This is a genomic window from Mycobacterium ulcerans subsp. shinshuense (genome assembly GCF_002355775.1).
GTDB classification, from domain to species: domain Bacteria; phylum Actinomycetota; class Actinomycetes; order Mycobacteriales; family Mycobacteriaceae; genus Mycobacterium; species Mycobacterium marinum.
This window is the reverse complement of the sequence record NZ_AP017624.1, coordinates 3,765,772-3,783,825: the sequence shown is the minus strand read 5'-3', so window position 1 is coordinate 3,783,825 and position 18,054 is coordinate 3,765,772. Positions and strand designations below refer to the sequence as shown.

The 18,054-nt window shown below is 66.3% G+C and carries 13 protein-coding genes and 3 pseudogenes; 14 read left to right on the top strand and 2 right to left on the bottom strand.

What is annotated here, in order from left to right; genetic code table 11:
• The first annotated feature begins 50 nt into the window (after positions 1-50).
• The 4 genes and pseudogenes from SHTP_RS17030 to SHTP_RS17010 all read left to right on the top strand — a co-directional run bounded on the left by SHTP_RS17030 (position 51) and on the right by SHTP_RS17010 (position 6,282).
• Positions 51-1,418, top strand: coding sequence for a cobyrinic acid a,c-diamide synthase CobB (locus SHTP_RS17030; protein WP_172900678.1), 1,368 nt, complete (start codon positions 51-53; stop codon positions 1,416-1,418).
• A gap of 177 nt (positions 1,419-1,595) precedes the next feature.
• Positions 1,596-2,812: pseudogene (gene cobA, locus SHTP_RS17020) on the top strand (uroporphyrinogen-III C-methyltransferase).
• Between the two features lie 22 nt (positions 2,813-2,834).
• Positions 2,835-4,427 carry an MFS transporter gene (locus tag SHTP_RS17015; protein ID WP_012393683.1) on the top strand — a complete coding sequence of 531 codons (1,593 nt, stop codon included), beginning with the start codon at positions 2,835-2,837 and terminating at the stop codon, positions 4,425-4,427.
• Positions 4,428-4,533: 106 nt separating this feature from the next.
• Complete coding sequence (locus SHTP_RS17010) at positions 4,534-6,282, top strand: proline--tRNA ligase (protein ID WP_096371231.1); 1,749 nt, start codon at positions 4,534-4,536, stop codon at positions 6,280-6,282.
• Between the two features lie 12 nt (positions 6,283-6,294).
• On the opposite strand, the gene SHTP_RS17005 is transcribed toward SHTP_RS17010, so the two are convergent.
• Both SHTP_RS17005 and SHTP_RS17000 read right to left on the bottom strand, forming a co-directional pair.
• Positions 6,295-6,783 carry a ferritin-like domain-containing protein gene (locus SHTP_RS17005; RefSeq protein WP_096371230.1) on the bottom strand — a complete coding sequence of 163 codons (489 nt, stop codon included), beginning with the start codon at positions 6,781-6,783 and terminating at the stop codon, positions 6,295-6,297.
• Positions 6,780-7,319, bottom strand: coding sequence for a hypothetical protein (locus SHTP_RS17000; RefSeq protein WP_096371229.1), 540 nt, complete (start codon positions 7,317-7,319; stop codon positions 6,780-6,782). The genes SHTP_RS17005 and SHTP_RS17000 overlap by 4 nt, the downstream gene beginning before the upstream one ends.
• Before the next feature lie 215 nt (positions 7,320-7,534).
• Between SHTP_RS17000 and rimP the strand changes: the two genes are divergently transcribed.
• The 10 genes and pseudogenes from rimP to SHTP_RS16950 form a co-directional block, all read left to right on the top strand.
• Positions 7,535-8,068: a ribosome maturation factor RimP gene (gene rimP / locus SHTP_RS16995; protein WP_096371228.1), complete on the top strand. Its 534-nt coding sequence runs from the start codon at positions 7,535-7,537 to the stop codon at positions 8,066-8,068.
• The gene (nusA, locus tag SHTP_RS16990; protein WP_096371227.1) at positions 8,065-9,108 is read left to right on the top strand and encodes a transcription termination factor NusA; all 1,044 of its coding nucleotides are present in this window, start codon (positions 8,065-8,067) and stop codon (positions 9,106-9,108) included. Before rimP ends, nusA begins: the two co-directional genes overlap by 4 nt.
• A 109-nt stretch (positions 9,109-9,217) precedes the next feature.
• Entirely contained in the window at positions 9,218-9,574 is a 357-nt protein-coding gene (locus tag SHTP_RS16985; protein ID WP_179953036.1) for a YlxR family protein, read from the top strand.
• A gap of 64 nt (positions 9,575-9,638) precedes the next feature.
• A complete protein-coding gene (gene infB, locus SHTP_RS16980) occupies positions 9,639-12,467 on the top strand; it encodes a translation initiation factor IF-2 (RefSeq protein WP_096371226.1) in 2,829 nt (942 codons plus the stop codon).
• 12 nt (positions 12,468-12,479) lie between these two features.
• A complete protein-coding gene (gene rbfA / locus SHTP_RS16975) occupies positions 12,480-13,007 on the top strand; it encodes a 30S ribosome-binding factor RbfA (protein WP_096371225.1) in 528 nt (175 codons plus the stop codon).
• Between the two features lie 4 nt (positions 13,008-13,011).
• Entirely contained in the window at positions 13,012-13,986 is a 975-nt protein-coding gene (locus SHTP_RS16970) for a DHH family phosphoesterase (protein ID WP_096371224.1), read from the top strand.
• 15 nt (positions 13,987-14,001) lie between these two features.
• Positions 14,002-15,339, top strand: coding sequence for an MATE family efflux transporter (locus SHTP_RS16965; protein ID WP_096371223.1), 1,338 nt, complete (start codon positions 14,002-14,004; stop codon positions 15,337-15,339).
• A gap of 64 nt (positions 15,340-15,403) precedes the next feature.
• Positions 15,404-16,304 (top strand): annotated as a pseudogene (locus SHTP_RS16960) (carbohydrate ABC transporter permease).
• On the top strand, positions 16,304-17,146 hold the full coding sequence (locus SHTP_RS16955; RefSeq protein WP_096371222.1) for a carbohydrate ABC transporter permease: 843 nt from the start codon (positions 16,304-16,306) through the stop codon (positions 17,144-17,146). The pseudogene SHTP_RS16960 and the gene SHTP_RS16955 overlap by 1 nt, the downstream one beginning before the upstream one ends.
• 6 nt (positions 17,147-17,152) lie before the next feature.
• Positions 17,153-18,040: pseudogene (locus SHTP_RS16950) on the top strand (extracellular solute-binding protein); the annotation flags it as partial.
• Between the last annotated feature and the right edge of the window lie 14 nt (positions 18,041-18,054).

Here is an 18,054-nt window from a genome sequence, read left to right as displayed (position 1 = left end):
CTACAGGTGGCATTTTGTGCACGCTCGCACCGGGTGCCTCGGTGAACTCAATCCCCGGTGTGGTGATCGCCGCCCCGGCATCGGGCAGCGGAAAGACCACCGTGGCCACGGGTCTGATCGGAGCGCTCCGACAAGCGGGCCGCAGGGTCGCCCCGTTCAAGGTCGGCCCGGATTTCATCGATCCCGGCTACCACGCCCTGGCCGCGGGACGCCCGGGCCGCAACTTGGACCCGGTATTGGTGGGGGAGCGGCTCATCGGCCCGCTGTACGCACACGGCGCACAAGGTGCCGACATCGCGGTGGTCGAAGGGGTGATGGGCCTTTTCGACGGGCGTATCGAGCACGCCGTGGCGGGCCCGGCGACGGGTTCGAGCGCACACGTGGCAAATCTGTTGGGAACACCGGTGATTCTGGTGGTCGATGCCCGCGGCCAAAGCCACAGCATCGCCGCACTGCTACATGGCTTTTCTACGTTCGACTCCAAGACCCGCATCGCCGGGGTCATTCTCAACCGGGTCGGAAGCGCCCGCCATGAGCACGTTTTGCGGCAGGCGTGCGAGCAAGCCGGTGTGCCGGTGGTGGGCGCCATCCCGCGCAGTGCCGAGCTGGAGCTTCCGACGCGGTATCTGGGTCTGGTTACCGCCGTCGAATATGGCCGTCGTGCCCGGCTGGCGGTCGAGGCGATGACAGCGTTGATCGCCCGCCATGTCGACGTGGAGGCGGTGCTGGCCGCGGCCGGCAGCAGTGTCGGCGATGCGCCCTGGGACCCGGTGACCGCCATTGGTGGGGCGCCAGCCGGCCACGCCACCATCGCGATGGCCGCCGGCAAGGCATTCAGCTTCGCGTACGCCGAGCACGCTGAGTTGTTGCGGGCCGCCGGGGCCGACGTGGTCGAGTTCGACCCGCTCGGCGAACCACTGCCCGCGGATAGCACCGGCGTCCTGCTACCCGGCGGATTTCCCGAGCAGTTCACCGCGGAGCTGTCCGCCAACGACCTGGTGCGCCGCCAAATCAAAGACCTGGCGCACGCCGGCGCGCCCCTGCACGCTGAATGCGCGGGCCTTATCTATTTGGCCTCCGAACTCGATGGGTACCCGATGTGCGATGTGCTGGCCGGATCGGCACGGTTCACCCCGCACCTCACCCTGGGATATCGCGACGCGGTCGCGGTTGCGGACTCGGCGTTGTATGCGGCCGGCCATCGAGTTGTCGGACACGAATTCCACCGCACCACCGTCACCTTCTCCGATCGTTACGAGCCGGCTTGGGTGTATCGCGGCAACGATGCGGCAGCGGTGCGGGATGGAGTTGTACATGCCGGCGTGCATGCGTCATACCTGCACACTCATCCGGCATCCACGCCGGACGCGGTAGCACGTTTTGTCGCGCACGCCGCCCGGGCCGGCCACGGGATTTGATGGTGGCGACCCGCTGCGCCCGGCTCCCCGCCGCGCTGGCGGTCACCACTGGATTTGATGGTGGCGACCCGCTGCGCCCGGCTCCTCGCCGCGCTGGCGGTCACCACTGGATTTGATGGTGGCGACCCGCTGCGCCCGGCTCCTCGCCGCGCTGGCGGTCACCACTAAGCTTGCCGGGTGATCGAGAGCCCCTACCTTGTCGGACTGCGTCTGACCGGCAGGAAGGTCGTCGTGGTCGGCGGGGGCACCGTTGCTCAGCGCCGTCTGCCCCTTCTGATCGCCAGCGGCGCGGATGTGCAAGTCATATCCCGTAGCGCCACCCGTTCTGTCGAGGTGATGGACAAGATCACCTTGACCCTGCGGGAATATCGCGACGGCGACTTGGAAGGCGCCTGGTACGCGATAGCGGCCACCGATGACCCCGCGGTGAACGCGGCCATCGTCGCTGAAGCCGATCGGCGCCAGATTTTCTGCGTGCGCGCCGACATCGCCGTGGAAGGAACCGCGGTCACCCCCGCGACCTTCAACCACGCGGGCCTGTCGGTGGGAGTCTTGGCCAGTGGCGACCACCGTCGTTCGGCGGCAATCCGGTCGGCGATTCGCGAGGCGCTGCAGAACGGCCTTGTCACCTCGACGAGCTATCAGAGTTCCGACGTCATCCGGGGCGGGGTCGCGCTGATCGGCGGCGGTCCGGGGGATCCGGAGCTGATCACCGTCCGGGGTCGACGCCTGCTCGCCCAGGCGGATGTCGTCGTCGCCGACCGGCTCGCGCCACCTGAACTGCTCGCCGAACTGCCGCCGCACGTGGAAGTCATCGACGCGGCCAAGATCCCTTACGGCCGGGCCATGGCCCAGGACGCCATCAACGACGTCATGATCGAGCGGGCCAAGGCGGGGCGCTTTGTCGTCCGCCTCAAAGGGGGCGACCCGTTCGTCTTCGCGCGGGGCTATGAAGAGGTGTTGGCATGCACCGAAGCCGGGATTCCGGTGATTGTGGTGGCAGGTGTGACGAGTGCCATAGCTGTGCCCGCTTTGGCGGGCGTTCCGGTCACTCATCGGGCCACAAATCACGAGTTTGTGGTGGTCAGCGGCCATATCGCGCCCGACCATCCCGAATCGTTAGTGAATTGGAATGCGTTGGCAGCAATGTCAGGCACGATTGTTTTGCTGATGGCGGTCGAACGAATCGAACTTTTCGTCGAGGCGCTGTTGAAAGGCGGCCGACCTGCGGATACGCCGGTGCTTGTCGTTCAGCATGGAACGACGCCCGCTCAGCACACGTTGCGGGCGACCCTTGCCGACACGCCGGAAAAGGTCCGCGCGGAGGGGATCCGACCTCCTGCGATCATCGTCATAGGGGCTGTCGCGGCATTCGGGGATTAAACGATTCTTAAGATTACTGTAAGGTAACCCGCTATGACGGCTCTCAACGACACAGAGCGGGCAGTCCATAATTGGACGTCCGGACGGCAGGAGCGTCCGACCTCCGCTCGCGCAACGCGCGAGACGGAGACCGCTTCAGAGCGCGCGAGCAGGTATTACCCGACGTGGTTGCCCTCGCGCCGCTTCATCGCCGCGGTTATTGCGATCGGCGGGATGCAGCTGCTGGCGACGATGGACAGCACCGTCGCGATCGTCGCGCTTCCTAAGATTCAGGACGAGCTGAGCCTTTCCGACGCGGGTCGGAGCTGGGTGATTACCGCATACGTGCTGACCTTCGGCGGGCTGATGCTGCTCGGCGGCCGGCTTGGCGACACGATCGGGCGTAAGCGGACATTCATCGTCGGCGTCGCGCTGTTCACCATCTCGTCGGTGCTGTGTGCGGTCGCCTGGGACGAGGCGACATTGGTCATCGCACGGCTATCGCAGGGTGTGGGATCGGCGATCGCCTCGCCGACTGGTTTGGCCCTGGTGGCCACCACGTTCCCGAAGGGGCCGGCGCGTAACGCCGCGACGGCGGTATTCGCCGCGATGACTGCGGTCGGTTCGGTGATGGGCCTGGTGGTAGGCGGGGCGCTGACCGAGGTCTCCTGGCGGCTGGCGTTCATGGTCAACGTGCCGATCGGTCTGGTCATGATCTACCTGGCTCGCACCGCGCTGCGCGAGACCAACCGCGAGCGGATGAAGCTGGACGCCGCCGGTGCCATCCTGGCCACACTGGCGTGCACCGCTGCCGTATTCGCCTTCTCGATGGGCCCGGAAAAGGGCTGGCTCTCGATCACCACGATCGGCTCGGGTGCCGTGGCGTTCGCCGCCGCTCTCGGCTTCGTTCTGGTGGAACGTACCGCCGAAAACCCCGTCGTACCGTTTGACCTGTTCCATGACCGCAACCGGCTGGTCACGTTCATCGCCATCTTCTTGGCCGGTGGCGTGATGTTCAGCCTGACCGTCTGCATCGGCTTGTACGTGCAGGACGTCTTGGGCTACAGCGCGCTACGTGCCGGTGTCGGCTTCATCCCCTTCGTCATCGCGATGGGAATCGGCCTAGGCGTGTCCTCGCAGCTGGTTTCGCGATTCTCGCCGCGGGTGCTGACGATCGGCGGTGGATACCTGCTGGTGTGCGCGATGATCTACGGCTGGGCGTTCATGCAGCGCGGTGTGCCCTACTTCCCGAACCTGGTGGCCCCCATCGTGATCGGCGGCATCGGTATCGGCATGGCTGTCGTCCCGCTGACGCTGGCGGCGATCGCCGGCGTCGGCTTCGACCGCATCGGTCCGGTATCGGCCCTCACGCTCATGCTGCAGAGCCTGGGCGGGCCGCTGGTGCTGGCCGTCATTCAGGCCGTGATTACCTCCCGCACGCTGTATCTGGGTGGCACCACGGGCCCGGTCAAGTTCATGAACGACGCACAGCTGCACGCGCTCGACCACGGATACACCTACGGCCTGTTGTGGGTCGCCGGAGCGGCCGTGATCGTCGGCGGAGCGGCAGTGTTCATCGGGTACACCCCGGAGCAGGTGGCCCACGCGCAAGAGGTCAAGGAAGCGATCGACGCCGGAGAGCTGTAAGCCTTCGGCGGGGGCGCCGTAGCCGCGCGTGAGCACACGCCGGCTCGCCGCCCGGAGGTGGCCCGCTTGGTCACCCGCGGACGCACCGCCACTAGGCTAGCCGCCTGTGATTACCCGGATGTCCGAGCTGTTCCTGCGCACCCTGCGAGACGACCCCGCCGATGCGGAAGTGCCTAGCCACAAACTGCTGATTCGGGCCGGATACATCCGGCCGGTAGGGCCTGGCCTGTATAGCTGGCTGCCGTTGGGGCTGCGAGTGCTGCGCAACATCGAACGCGTCATTCGTGAGGAGATGAACGCGATCGGTGGGCAGGAGATCCTGTTTCCCGCATTGTTGCCGCGGGCGCCCTACGAGACCACCAACCGCTGGACCGAGTACGGCGACGGCGTATTCCGCTTGCAAGACCGCCGCGGCAATGACTACCTACTGGGCCCGACCCACGAAGAGCTGTTCACCCTGACCGTCAAGGGCGAATACAACTCTTACAAAGACTTTCCACTCACGCTGTATCAAATCCAGATCAAGTACCGCGACGAGGCCCGACCGCGCGCCGGCATTTTGCGGGCCCGCGAATTCGTCATGAAGGATTCCTACTCCTTCGACATCGACAGTGGCGGCCTCAAAGCGGCCTACCACGCCCACCGAGAGGCCTACCAGCGGATCTTCGATCGGCTGCGGGTGCGCTACGTCATCGTGTCGGCGGTGTCCGGTGCGATGGGCGGCAGCGCCTCGGAGGAGTTCTTGGCCGAGAGCCCAGTCGGCGAAGACACCTTCGTGCGGTGTGTGGAGTCGGGGTACGCGGCCAACGTGGAGGCGGTCGTCACCGCGCGCCCGGAAAGCCTGCCGATCGATGGGCAGCCCGACGCCGTGGTCCACGACACCGGCGAGACCCCCACCATCGCCACCCTGGTGGCCTGGGCAAACGAGGCGGGTCTGGGGCGTGAGGTGAGCGCCGCGGACACGCTGAAGAACGTCCTGATGAAGATCCGTCAACCGGGCGGGGAGTGGGAGCTGCTAGCGATCGGCGTGCCGGGCGATCGCGAGATCGACGAGAAGCGGCTGGCCGCGGCGCTGGACCCGGCCGAGTACGTCTTCCTCGATGACGACGATTTCGGCAAATACCCGTTCCTGGTCAAGGGCTACATCGGTCCGAAGGCGCTACGAAGCAACGACGTTCGCTATCTTCTCGACCCGAGGGTGGTCGACGGCACCAGCTGGATCACCGGGGCCGACGAACCTGGTCGCCACGTGGTCGGCCTGGTCGCCGGCCGCGACTTCACCGCCGACGGCACCATCGAGGCCGCCGAGGTGCGCGAGGGAGATCCCGCCCCGGACGGCGCCGGTCAGTTGGTCATGGCCCGCGGAATCGAGATCGGTCACATCTTCCAGCTCGGCCGCAAATACACCGACGCCTTCACCGCCGATGTGCTCGGTGAGGACGGTAAGCCCGTGCGGCTGACCATGGGCTCCTACGGCATCGGTGTATCGCGGCTGGTTGCGGTCATCGCCGAACAGCATCACGACAACCTGGGCTTGCGCTGGCCGGCGGAGATCGCGCCGTTCGGTGTTCATCTGGTGATCGCCAACAAGGACGCCGAGGCGCGGGCTGGGGCCATCGGGCTGGCCGGCGAACTGGATGGCCTCGGCGTCGAGGTGCTCCTCGATGACCGGCAGGCGTCGCCGGGAGTCAAGTTCAATGACGCTGAGCTGCTGGGAATGCCCTGGGTGGTCGTCGTCGGGCGTGGTTGGGCGGACGGCGTGGTGGAGCTGCGCGACCGCTTCGGTGGGCAGACCCGCGAGTTGACGGTTGGAGATTCGCTGGCCACCGACATCGCGGCGGCCATTTCGGGCTAACCCAACGCCTGGCTACTCGCCCCCGCCCGGAAAGGCGGTGGTGATCGGCCAGGCGCCCAGCACCTTGCTCCAGCGGGCGGCCATCACCGCGCTCTGGGTCAGCGCTGTGCTGGCGAATGCCCGATCACCGGCGGTGTCGGCGTATTCGACGACCGCGCGCCAGGCCGTTGCACCGTCGTTCTCCATCCGGGCGGCCAGCCGCGCGGCGTCGGCGGCACTGCTCACCACGTTCGGCAGCTGGTACGCGGCGGCGGCGACCGGTGCGGTGACCTTGCGGGAGGTCAGCATGGCGATCACGTCATCACGGCGTTGGCGGTGTTGGTTGAGCGCCTCCACCACCAGGTCGTTGACGCTCGGGGGCGATAGCGCTGACACGATGCCGTAGCCATAGATGGTCGCGTGCTCGACGGCGAGCGCATCGCAGAGCGCCGCGGTGTCGCCGTCTTTGTCGGCGGGGGAGCGCTTCGGGTTGGCGCCGAAGCTGGGTTCGGAAGAGGTCATATCGATGGCCCTCCGGGCAGCAGCGCGACCTGGCAGGACGCGGTGCAGGATGCGGCGATCGAGGCGAGCAGCCCGGCACGGTAGCCCTCCGTCGTGGTGACCAGGCGATTGGCGTCCTCGGCGGACTGGCGCAGTGAGTCGACCACGTCGGACAGGGGCGGGGGCGGCGGTGGCGGCGCCTGCGGCTCGGTGGCGCTGGGGCTGGGACTCGAACTGCTCGTTTCGCTGGTCGCCGATACCAGCTTGCCGGCCGCGCGGGCGATCTCGGTGGCCAGCGCGCGCGCATGGGCGGCCCGTTGGTTGGCGACCACAGTCAGGGCGGCGGCGATCTGTGGTGGATTGCCGATCGCCCCGGCGGCGGCCGAGGCCAGCGCACTGTCATGGCGGGCCTGCTCCAAAGGCGCCAGCAGCTCTTCGACGGCTGGCGGCTTGGGCGGGGACTCGCCGCAGGCGGAAACGACCACCCCGAGTGCAGCGAGAGCGGCACCGCCGGCGAGCACACCCCGCCTGTTGAGGACGGTTACTGCTCGGGACACAGCAACATCCTGCCATTGAGATCAAGCGGGGCACGATCAGGGACGATTAGCTCGGAGCTTGACGGCGGGATCGGCGCGCCGACGCGGATTCCTGGCGTATCGTTGGTAGCTGGTTCCGGTGAATCGTCGGCTTTTTGGTGCCGGTGCGACGCTGGTACCGCCCCTGGCGGCGCCATCCGCCAGATGACCGGACAACTCAAGATGAGGAGCTCGCCGTGACCACCGGGCTACCTTCGCAGACGCAGGTGATCGAGCTACTCGGTGGAGAGTTCGCGCGCGCCGGCTACGAGATCGAGGATGTGGTCATCGATTACCGCGCTCGTCCACCGCGGATCACGGTTGTCGCTGATGGTGACACCACCCTGGACCTGGACACTATCGCCGTGCTGTCGCGCTCCGCGTCGAGCTTGCTCGACAGCCTGGACAACATCGGCGACAGCTACGTGCTTGAAGTCAGTTCGCCCGGTATCGATCGCCCGCTGACCAGCGAGAAGCATTTCCGCCGTGCTCGTGGCCGCAAGGTCGAACTGACCCTGGCGGACGGATCGCAGCTGACTGGCCGCATCGGCGCGCTGCAAAGCGGTTCGCTGGATCTGGTGGTTCGGGCCGGGCGGGAGTGGAAAGTCCGCGAGATCCCACTTGCCGAGGTGGAGAAAGCGGTTGTGCAGGTCGAGTTTTCGCCGCCGAATCCAGCTGAATTAGAACTCGCGACTACAGGTAGGGCCGCTGGGACGGAGGTCGAGGCATGAACATCGACATGGCGGCACTGCATGCGATCGAGGTCGATCGGGGCATCTCGGTCAATGAGCTGCTCGAGACGATCAAATCGGCGCTGCTGACCGCCTATAGACACACCCAAGGCCATCAGACCGACGCGCGCATCGAGATCGACCGCAAGACCGGCGTCGTGCGCGTGATGGCCCGCGAGACCGATGACGACGGCAATGTGATCAGCGAATGGGATGACACGCCCGAGGGTTTTGGCCGCATCGCCGCGACAACCGCACGCCAAGTCATGTTGCAGCGGTTCCGGGACGCGGAAAATGAGCGCACTTACGGGGAGTTCTCTACCCGTGAGGGCGAGATCGTCGCGGGTGTGATCCAGCGTGACAGCCGAGCCAACGCTCGTGGGCTGGTCGTGGTTCGGATGGGAAGCGAGACCAAGGCCTCCGAAGGCGTGATTCCCTCTGCCGAACAGGTTCCTGGCGAGAGCTACGAGCATGGCAATCGGCTGCGCTGCTACGTCGTGGGCGTTAGCCGCGGTTCTCGCGAGCCGCTGATCACGCTGTCTCGTACCCACCCCAATCTGGTGCGCAAGCTGTTCTCCCTGGAAGTGCCCGAGATTGCGGATGGTTCGGTGGAGATCGTGGCGGTCGCCCGCGAGGCCGGACATCGGTCCAAGATTGCGGTTCGGTCCAACGTTCCGGGGCTGAACGCCAAGGGCGCCTGCATCGGACCGATGGGTCAACGCGTCCGCAACGTGATGAGCGAACTTTCCGGAGAAAAGATCGACATCATCGACTATGACGAGGACCCGGCGGGGTTCGTCGCCAACGCGCTGTCCCCGGCGAAGGTTGTTTCGGTGTCGGTGATCGATCAGACCGCACGGGCGGCTCGCGTCGTGGTGCCGGACTTCCAGCTGTCCCTGGCCATCGGCAAGGAAGGCCAGAACGCGCGGTTGGCGGCCAGGCTTACCGGCTGGCGGATCGACATCCGCGGCGATTCGCCGGAGCAGTCGGCGGAGCACCCGGAACGGGGCGCCAGCCGCGGCTTGGCGCACGACCACTAGGGGACATGCCCCGGTTTGGGCGCCGGCCCGGACAACGGGTCCACGGGCGGTTCGGGCAATCGGTTCGGTGACGCTAGACTGAGCCGTGATCCAGCGCAAGCCTTCGGCCATGGCGCACGGGCGTCCGGATATCCCCTGCGGACCGGTGCGGACGTGTGTCGGGTGCCGAAAGCGAGAGTTGGCCGTCGAACTGCTTCGAGTGGTGGCTGAGTCGACCGGGAACGGCAACTATGCCGTGATCGTTGACACAGCTAGGGGGCTGCCGGGACGGGGTGCGTGGTTGCATCCGGTGCCGCAGTGCGTACAACAAGCGATTCGGCGACGGGCTTTCACCAGAGCGCTGCGCATCACCGGGTCACCGGATATATCCGCGGTGGTCGAGCACATCGGTGGTTTGGATGTGCCCGGTCCGCCGAGCAACAGAACAGGTAGCAAAGAACATGAGCACACCGTGAAGTCCCGATGACAATGTGTCATAGCTAAACCCCGAGGCGCGGCCCACGACTGTCGCCTCATGGACAGGAGATGTAGTGGCAGGTAAGGCCCGCGTACACGAGTTGGCTAAGGAACTCGGTGTAACCAGCAAAGAAGTGCTCGCCCGGCTGAGTGAACAGGGCGAATTCGTCAAGTCGGCCTCGTCGACGGTGGAAGCTCCCGTGGCCCGCAGGCTGCGTGAATCGTTCGGTGGCGGTAAGTCGGCGCCGGCGAAAGGCTCCGACACGGGTGCCGCCAAAGGTGTGGCCAAGGCCCCGCAGAAGGTGCCGGGTGCCAGCCCCGCGGCCAAGGCTCCGGACAGGTCTCTGGACGCCGCTCTGGACAAGGCGGTAGGCAACGGTGCTCCGGCGCCCGTTCCCGCCCCCGCGCCGGCGCCTGCGCCTGCGCCCGCGCAACCCGCGGACTCCGGTGTGGCACCGCCGGCCGCGACGCCGGCGGCCCCCGCTGCTTCGGCAGCGCCCGCGCCGCCGAAGGCGCCGCTTCCCGGGCAACGGCCTGCGCCGACACCGGGCAAGCCGGCCGCTCCGCAAGCGCCTCACCCGGGCATGGCTCCGGGTGCACGGCCGGGGCCGGTGCCCAAGCCGGGAGTTCGTACTCCCCGCGTCGGCAACAACCCGTTCTCCTCGGCGCAGCCGGTTGATCGGCCCATTCCGCGCCCGCAGGCGCCGCGTCCCGGGGCGCCGCGCCCAGGGGCGCCTCGCCCCGGCGGCGCTTCTTCCGGCAACATGCCTCCGCGTCCCGGCGGCGCTTCCGGTGGGCCTCGCCCACCGCGTACCGGCGCGCCGCGGCCCGGTGGTGGTCGTCCTGGTGGGCCAGGTGGCGGCCGGTCAGATGGTGGCGGCGGTAACTACCGCGGCGGAGGCGGCGGCGTTGGCGCCGCACCTGGAGGCGGCTTCCGCGGCCGTCCCGGTGGTGGTGGTGGCGGCCGTCCCGGCCAGCGCGGCGGTGCGGCCGGTGCTTTCGGCCGTCCCGGCGGCGCGCCCCGGCGCGGCCGTAAGTCCAAGCGGGCCAAACGCGCCGAGTACGAGAACATGCAGGCGCCGGTCGTCGGCGGTGTGCGGCTGCCGCACGGCAACGGTGAAACCATCCGGCTGGCGCGCGGAGCATCGCTCTCCGACTTCGCGGACAAGATCAACGCCAACCCGGCGGCACTGGTCCAGGCGCTGTTCAACCTCGGCGAGATGGTCACGGCCACCCAGTCGGTCGGCGACGAGACCCTCGAGCTGCTCGGCAGCGAGATGAACTACAACGTCCAGGTGGTCAGTCCCGAGGACGAGGACCGCGAGCTGCTGGAATCCTTCGATCTGACCTACGGCGAAGACTCCGGCGACGAGTCCGAGTTGCAGACCCGACCGCCGGTAGTCACGGTGATGGGTCACGTCGACCACGGCAAGACCCGACTGCTGGACACCATCCGTAAGGCCAACGTCCGCGAGGGCGAGGCCGGTGGCATCACCCAGCACATCGGTGCCTACCAGGTCAGCGTGGACCACGATGGCACCGAGCGGTTGATCACCTTCATTGACACTCCCGGTCACGAGGCGTTCACCGCCATGCGTGCCCGCGGTGCCAAGGCCACCGACATCGCCATCCTGGTGGTCGCCGCCGACGACGGTGTGATGCCGCAGACGGTTGAGGCCATCAACCACGCGCAGGCCGCAGACGTGCCGATCGTGGTGGCGGTCAACAAGATCGACAAGGAGGGCGCCGACCCGGCCAAGATCCGCGGTCAGCTCACCGAATACGGTTTGGTCGCTGAGGATTTCGGTGGCGACACGATGTTTGTCGACATCTCGGCCAAGCAAGGCACCAACATCGAGGCGCTCGAGGAGGCGGTGCTGCTTACCGCCGACGCGGCCCTGGATCTGCGGGCCAACCCCGACATGGAGGCCCAGGGTGTGGCGATCGAAGCGCACCTGGACCGTGGTCGTGGCCCGGTGGCCACCGTGCTGGTGCAACGCGGCACGCTGCGGGTCGGCGACTCGGTGGTGGCCGGCGACGCCTACGGCCGCGTGCGCCGGATGGTCGACGAGCACGGCGAGGACGTGGAAGAGGCGCTACCGTCGCGTCCGGTCCAGGTGATCGGCTTCACCTCGGTCCCCGGTGCCGGTGACAACTTCCTGGTCGTGGACGAGGACCGGATCGCCCGCCAAATCGCCGACCGGCGCAGCGCTCGCAAGCGCAACGCGTTGGCGGCGCGCAGTCGCAAGCGGATCAGCCTGGAAGATCTGGATTCGGCGCTGAAGGAAACCAGCCAGCTCAACCTGATCCTCAAGGGCGACAACGCCGGTACTGTCGAGGCGCTGGAAGAGGCCCTGATGGGTATCGAGGTCGACGACGAGGTGGCCCTGCGTGTCATCGACCGCGGTGTCGGTGGCATCACCGAGACCAACGTCAACCTGGCGTCGGCTTCGGATGCGATCATCATCGGTTTCAACGTGCGTGCCGAGGGCAAGGCCACCGAGCTGGCCAACCGCGAAGGTGTGGAGATTCGCTACTACTCGGTCATCTACCAGGCGATCGATGAGATCGAGAAGGCCCTGCGCGGCATGCTGAAGCCGATCTACGAAGAGGTCGAGCTCGGGCGCGCAGAGATCCGGGCGCTGTTCCGGTCCTCGAAGGTCGGCCTCATCGCGGGCTGCATGATCAGCTCCGGTGTGGTTCGCCGCAACGCGAAGGCCCGGTTGTTGCGAGACAACATCGTGGTCGTCGAGAACCTCTCGATTCACTCGTTGCGTCGGGAGAAGGACGACGTGACCGAGGTCCGCGAGGGATTCGAGTGCGGTATGACGCTGGGCTACTCCGACCTCAAAGAGGGCGACTTCATCGAGTCCTACGAGCTGGTCCAGAAAGACCGCTCCTGATGGGGCGCGAGCATGGCTGACCCGGCGCGAGCGCGCCGGCTGGCCAAACGGATCACCACGATCGTCGCGTCGGCGATCGAGTACGAGATCAAGGATCCGGGGCTGGTCGGGGTGACCATCACCGCCGCCAAGGTGACGGCCGATCTGCACGATGCGACGGTGTACTACACCGTGATGGGGCCGACGTTGGACGATGAGCCGGACTACGCGGCCGCCGCGGCGGCACTGGAACGGGCCAAGGGGGTGCTGCGCACCAAGGTCGGAGCCGGCACTGGCGTGCGCTTCACCCCGACCCTGACGTTCACCCGGGACGTCACGTCCGACACCGTGCATCGGATGGACGAGTTGTTGGCCCGTGCCCGCGCCGCCGACGCAGATCTGGCGCGGGTGCGAGTCGGTGCCAAGCCGGCGGGGGAGGCCGATCCCTACCGCGACAGGGGATCGGCCGACGAACCGTCGGATGCCGGGGGACTGGTCATTCGAACTAGCGACGGGCTCGAGGCTGAGAACACCGGTGACGACTACCAAGCCGAAGATTGAGCAGATGCGATGTCCGGGGGTGCGCGTCGACGCCGTCGGCGCGGCCGAGCTGCTTTCGGCCGCCGACAGCATTGCGGTAATCGCCCATGTCCACCCCGACGCCGACACGATCGGCGCGGGGCTGGCCCTGGCGTTGGTGTTGGACGGGTGCGGCAAGCAGGTCGAGGTGAGTTTCGCCGCCCCCGCCACGCTGCCTGAGTCGCTGGCGTCGCTGCCCGGTTGCGCCCTGCTTGTCGATGCCGACGAGATGCGCCGCGACGTCGACTTGGTGGTGACCGTCGACGTCCCCAGCATCAAGCGTCTCGGTGGGCTCAGTGACCTGGCCGATCCGGGCCGCAGCGTGCTGGTCATCGATCACCACGCGTCCAACGCCGAGTTCGGCACGGCCAACTTCATCGATTGCTCGGCCGACTCGACCACCATGATGGTGGCCGAGATTCTCGATGCGTGGGGCAAGCCGATCGATCTGGACGTCGCGCACTGCATCTATGCCGGTCTCACCACCGACACCGGGTCGTTTAGGTGGGCGAGTCCGCGCGGCCTGCGGCTGGCGGCCCGGCTGGTGGACATCGGCGTGGACAACGCCGCGATCAGCCGATCGCTGATGGATACCCACCCGTTCATGTGGTTGCCGATGCTCTCCCGGGTGCTCGGCTCGGCGCAGCTGCTGCCCGAGGCGGTAGCCGGTCGGGGATTGGTCTACGCGGTCGTCGAGCACCAGGAGTTTGTGCGGGCGCGCGCCGAAGAGGTGGAGAGCATCGTCGACATCGTGCGCACCACCCGGCAGGCCGAGGTCGCGGTCGTTTTCAAAGAGGTCGACCCCCGGCAGTGGTCGGTGTCGATGCGGGCCAAGAAGGACATCGATTTGAGCGTGGTCGCCTCAGCGTTCGGTGGCGGGGGCCACCTGCTGGCGGCGGGGTATTCGACCACCGGCTGGATCGATGACGTCGTGGCGTCGCTGCTCGCAGCGCTGGGCTGACCCTCTTTGCGGGAAATGGGGCCCGACGCCGGGCGGCCCGACGCCGGCGGCCGCAAGATCGCAGCGCTGGCGTTGCCCGCGCTGGGTGTGCTGGCCGCCGAGCCGCTGTATCTGTTGTTCGATACCGCAGTGATAGGTCGGCTTGGGGCTTTGGCCCTGGCGGGTCTGGCCATCGGCAGTCTGGTTCTGGGCCTGGTCGGTTCTCAGGCGACGTTTCTGTCCTACGGCACGACGGCGCGTTCGGCGCGCCACTACGGGACGGGCGACCGGGTGGCGGCGGTCGCCGAAGGCGTGCAGGCGACCTGGTTGGCGGTGACGCTCGGGCTGTTGACCATCCTTGTGGTGCAGATCGCCGCGGTGCCCCTGGTCTCGGTGATCGCCGGGGCCCGCGCGGGTAGCGGCGATATCGCGGGGGCGGCGCTGCCCTGGCTGCGGATCGCCATTTTGGGCACGCCGGCGATCCTCATCTCGCTCGCGGGAAACGGCTGGATGCGGGGCGTGCAGGACACCGTTCGGCCGCTGCGCTACGTGGTTGCCGGTTTTGGGTTGTCGGCACTGCTGTGTCCGCTGCTGGTGTACGGCTGGCTGGGCTTGCCGCGAATGGAACTGGCCGGCTCGGCGGTGGCCAATCTGGTGGGGCAGTGGCTGGCGGCGTTGCTGTTCGGGGGCGCGCTGCTCGCCGAGCGGGTGTCGTTGCGACCCGACCGCCACATACTGCGGGAGCAATTGGTGCTGGCTCGCGATCTGATCGTGCGGACGATGGCGTTCCAGGCGTGTTTTATCTCGGCCGCGGCGGTGGCTGCCAGGTTTGGCGCTGCCGCTCTGGCTGCACACCAGGTGGTGCTGCAGCTGTGGGGCTTTTTCGCCCTGGTTCTCGATTCACTGGCCATTGCGGCCCAATCGCTGGTGGGGGCGGCACTCGGGGCCGGGGACGCCGCACACGCGAAGTGGGTGGCATGGCGGGTGACAGTGTTTTCGCTGCTTGCCGCGGGCATGTTGGCGGCGGCTTTGGCGCTGGGGGCCCCGGTGCTGCCCGCGCTGTTCACCGACGATGCGGCGGTGCTCGCGGCGATCACCGTGCCGTGGTGGTTCCTTGTTGCGCAGTTACCTTTTGCCGGAATCGTTTTCGCACTCGACGGGGTGTTGTTGGGTGCTGGTGACGCCGCCTTCATGCGTACCGCGACCGTGGTCAGCGCGCTGGCGGGGTTCTTGCCGCTCACCTGGCTGTCGTTGGTGTACGGCTGGGGGCTGGCGGGCATCTGGTCGGGCCTTGCCACCTTCATCGTGCTGCGGCTGATATTCGTCGGATGGCGGGCGATGAGTGGCCGGTGGGCCTTGACGGGGACGGCTTGACTCGCCCGGCGCCGATCTTGGATCTTGACGAGAACTCCCCAGCAACCGCCGATACACTGCGCCGGTGACGACGACGCGGCCACGGCGGAACCGGTTGTGGCGGGATTACGCGCTATTCGTCGCTTTGGTGGGCCCCAACCTGGCATTGTTGTTGCTGTTCGTCTACCGCCCATTGGTCGGCAATATCAGGTTGTCGTTCTTTGACTGGAATATCTCCGACCCCACCGCGGAATTCGTCGGATTCTCCAACTACATCGAGTGGTTCAGTCGTCCGGACACCCGCCAGATCGTGGCCAACACGGCGATTTTCACCACCGCAGCGGTGGCCGGATCGATGGTGCTGGGACTGCTGCTGGCGATGCTGCTCGACCAACCGTTGCGCGGGCGAAACCTGGTGCGCTCAACGGTCTTCGCACCGTTTGTGATCTCGGGTGCGGCCGTCGGTCTGGCAGCCCAGTTCGTGTTCGATCCACATTTCGGTCTGGTGCAAGACTTGTTGCACCGGGTCGGGGTCAACGCTCCCGACTTCTACCAGGACACGCCCTGGGCGTTGTCCATGGTGACGGTCACCTATGTGTGGAAGAACCTCGGATACACCTGCGTGATCTATCTGGCGGCGTTGCAGGGCGTGCGTCGAGATCTATTGGAGGCCGCAGAAATCGACGGCGCGAGCCGGTGGACGAGCTTTCGGCGGGTACTGCTGCCGCAGTTGCGGCCAACCACCTTCTTCCTGTCGATTACGGTGCTGATCAACTCGCTGCAGGTGTTCGATGTAATCAACGTCATGACCCGCGGCGGACCGGAAGGAACCGGGACCACAACGATGGTGTACCAGGTGTATCTGGAGACCTTCCGAAACTTCCGCGCCGGCTACGGCGCCACCATCGCAACGATGGTGTTTTCTTTTCCTGTTGGTCGTCACCTACTACCAGGTGCGAGTCATGGATAGAGGGCAGCAGCAGTGATGTCCTTGCGCCCGCGCGGCTCGAGGGCCATCGTTCGTGTGCTCGGCTATGTCGCCATGTTGTTGGTGATGGCTGTGGTGGCCGGGCCGCTACTGTTCGTGTTCTTCACCTCGTTCAAGGAACAGGCGGACATCTACTCACAACCGACCAACTGGTGGCCGCCGCACTGGTATCCGCAGAACTATTGGACGGCCACCCGGCAGATCCCGTTTTGGACCTTCCTGCGTAACTCGGTGATTATCACCTCGGTGCTGGCTGTGGTGAAGTTCGCCCTCGGTGTGTTCAGCGCATTCGGCTTGGTGTTTGTCCAGTTCCCGGGCAAAACCCCGGTGTTCTTGTTGATCATTGCCGCGCTGATGGTGCCCAACCAGATCACCGTCATCTCCAACTACGCGCTGATCGCTCAGCTGGGGCTGCGCAACACGTTTCCCGGCATCATCTTGCCCCTTGCCGGAGTCGCATTCGGAACCTTCCTGATGCGCAATCACTTTTTGTCGCTGCCCAGCGAGGTCATCGAGGCCGCGCGGATGGACGGGGCGCGTTGGTGGCAACTGCTACTTCGAGTGGTGTTGCCGATGTCCAGTCCCACCATGGTGGCCTTCGGCATCATTACAGTCGTCAACGAATGGAATGAATACCTGTGGCCATTTCTGATGTCCGACGACGAATCGGTGGCGCCGCTGCCAGTGGGGCTGACTTTCCTTCAGCAGGCCGAGGGCGTGACGAACTGGGGTCCGGTGATGGCAGTGACACTGTTGGCGATGTTGCCGATCCTGGTCATCTTCATCGGATTGCAGCGGCGCATGATCAAGGGCCTCACCTCGGGTGCGGTTAAGGGGTAGTGGGCCATGAACTCCATGCATCGCAGACGGTTTCTGTCGCTGGCAAGTGCTGCCGCGGCCGGTGTGACGGCCGGATGCGCCGGGATCACCAACAACGTCTCGATCAAGTCGGGGCCCGGACCGATCTCGTTCTGGTCCAATCATCCGGGTCAATCATCCGGCGTGGAGAAGGTTCTGATCGACCGTTTTCAGCAGCAGTTCCCCGGCTTGTCGGTCAAGTCGATGCCGGCATGGACTACGACGAAGTGGCGGAGAAGTTCAACGCCGCACTTATCGGCGATGACGTGCCCGATGTGGTTGTGCTGGACGATATCTGGTGGTTTCACTTTGCTTTGAGCGGCGTGATTACCCCCCCTCGATAAACTATTTCGCCAGATCGGTGTGGACACCTCTGATTATGTGGACACACTGCTGGCCGACTACGAGTTCAACGGACGGCATTACGCGTTGCCCTATGCGCGCTCGACGCCGCTGTTCTACTACAACAAGGCGGTATGGCAGCGGGCCGGATTGCCCGATCGCGGGCCGAACAGTTGGCAAGAATTCGATGACTGGGGCCCGCGGCTACAACGCGTCGTCGATGAACGGCAGTGGGCCCACGGCTGGGCCAATGCCGAATTGATCTCGTGGACGTTCCAAGGAGTGAACTGGACCTTCGATAATTCTTACTCGGATCTGTGGACGCTGCGATTCACCGACCCCGACACCATCGCGGCCGGCAACTTTTACCGGGACAGCATCCATACCAAGCGTTATGCGGCGGTCGCCAACAACATCGCCAACGAATTCGCCACCGGAATCATGGCCTCCGCGGTCGCCTCGACCGGCTCGCTGACCGGCATTACCCAGATGGCCAAATTCGACTTTGGTGCGGCGCCCGTGCCTACCGGCCCAGGGCTCCGGCGTTG

What these genes read in the sequence shown, in the direction of transcription:
- SHTP_RS17015 (WP_012393683.1), top strand. Translation starts at nt 2,835, where the DNA reads ATGACGGCTCTCAACGACACAGAGCGGGCAGTCCATAATTGGACGTCC.
- SHTP_RS16970 (WP_096371224.1), top strand. Translation starts at nt 13,012, where the DNA reads ATGCGATGTCCGGGGGTGCGCGTCGACGCCGTCGGCGCGGCCGAGCTG.
- SHTP_RS16955 (WP_096371222.1), top strand. Translation starts at nt 16,304, where the DNA reads ATGTCCTTGCGCCCGCGCGGCTCGAGGGCCATCGTTCGTGTGCTCGGC.
- nusA (WP_096371227.1), top strand. Translation starts at nt 8,065, where the DNA reads ATGAACATCGACATGGCGGCACTGCATGCGATCGAGGTCGATCGGGGC.
- rbfA (WP_096371225.1), top strand. Translation starts at nt 12,480, where the DNA reads ATGGCTGACCCGGCGCGAGCGCGCCGGCTGGCCAAACGGATCACCACG.
- SHTP_RS17005 (WP_096371230.1), bottom strand. Translation starts at nt 6,783, where the DNA reads ATGACCTCTTCCGAACCCAGCTTCGGCGCCAACCCGAAGCGCTCCCCC.
- SHTP_RS16965 (WP_096371223.1), top strand. Translation starts at nt 14,002, where the DNA reads ATGGGGCCCGACGCCGGGCGGCCCGACGCCGGCGGCCGCAAGATCGCA.
- SHTP_RS16985 (WP_179953036.1), top strand. Translation starts at nt 9,218, where the DNA reads ATGGCGCACGGGCGTCCGGATATCCCCTGCGGACCGGTGCGGACGTGT.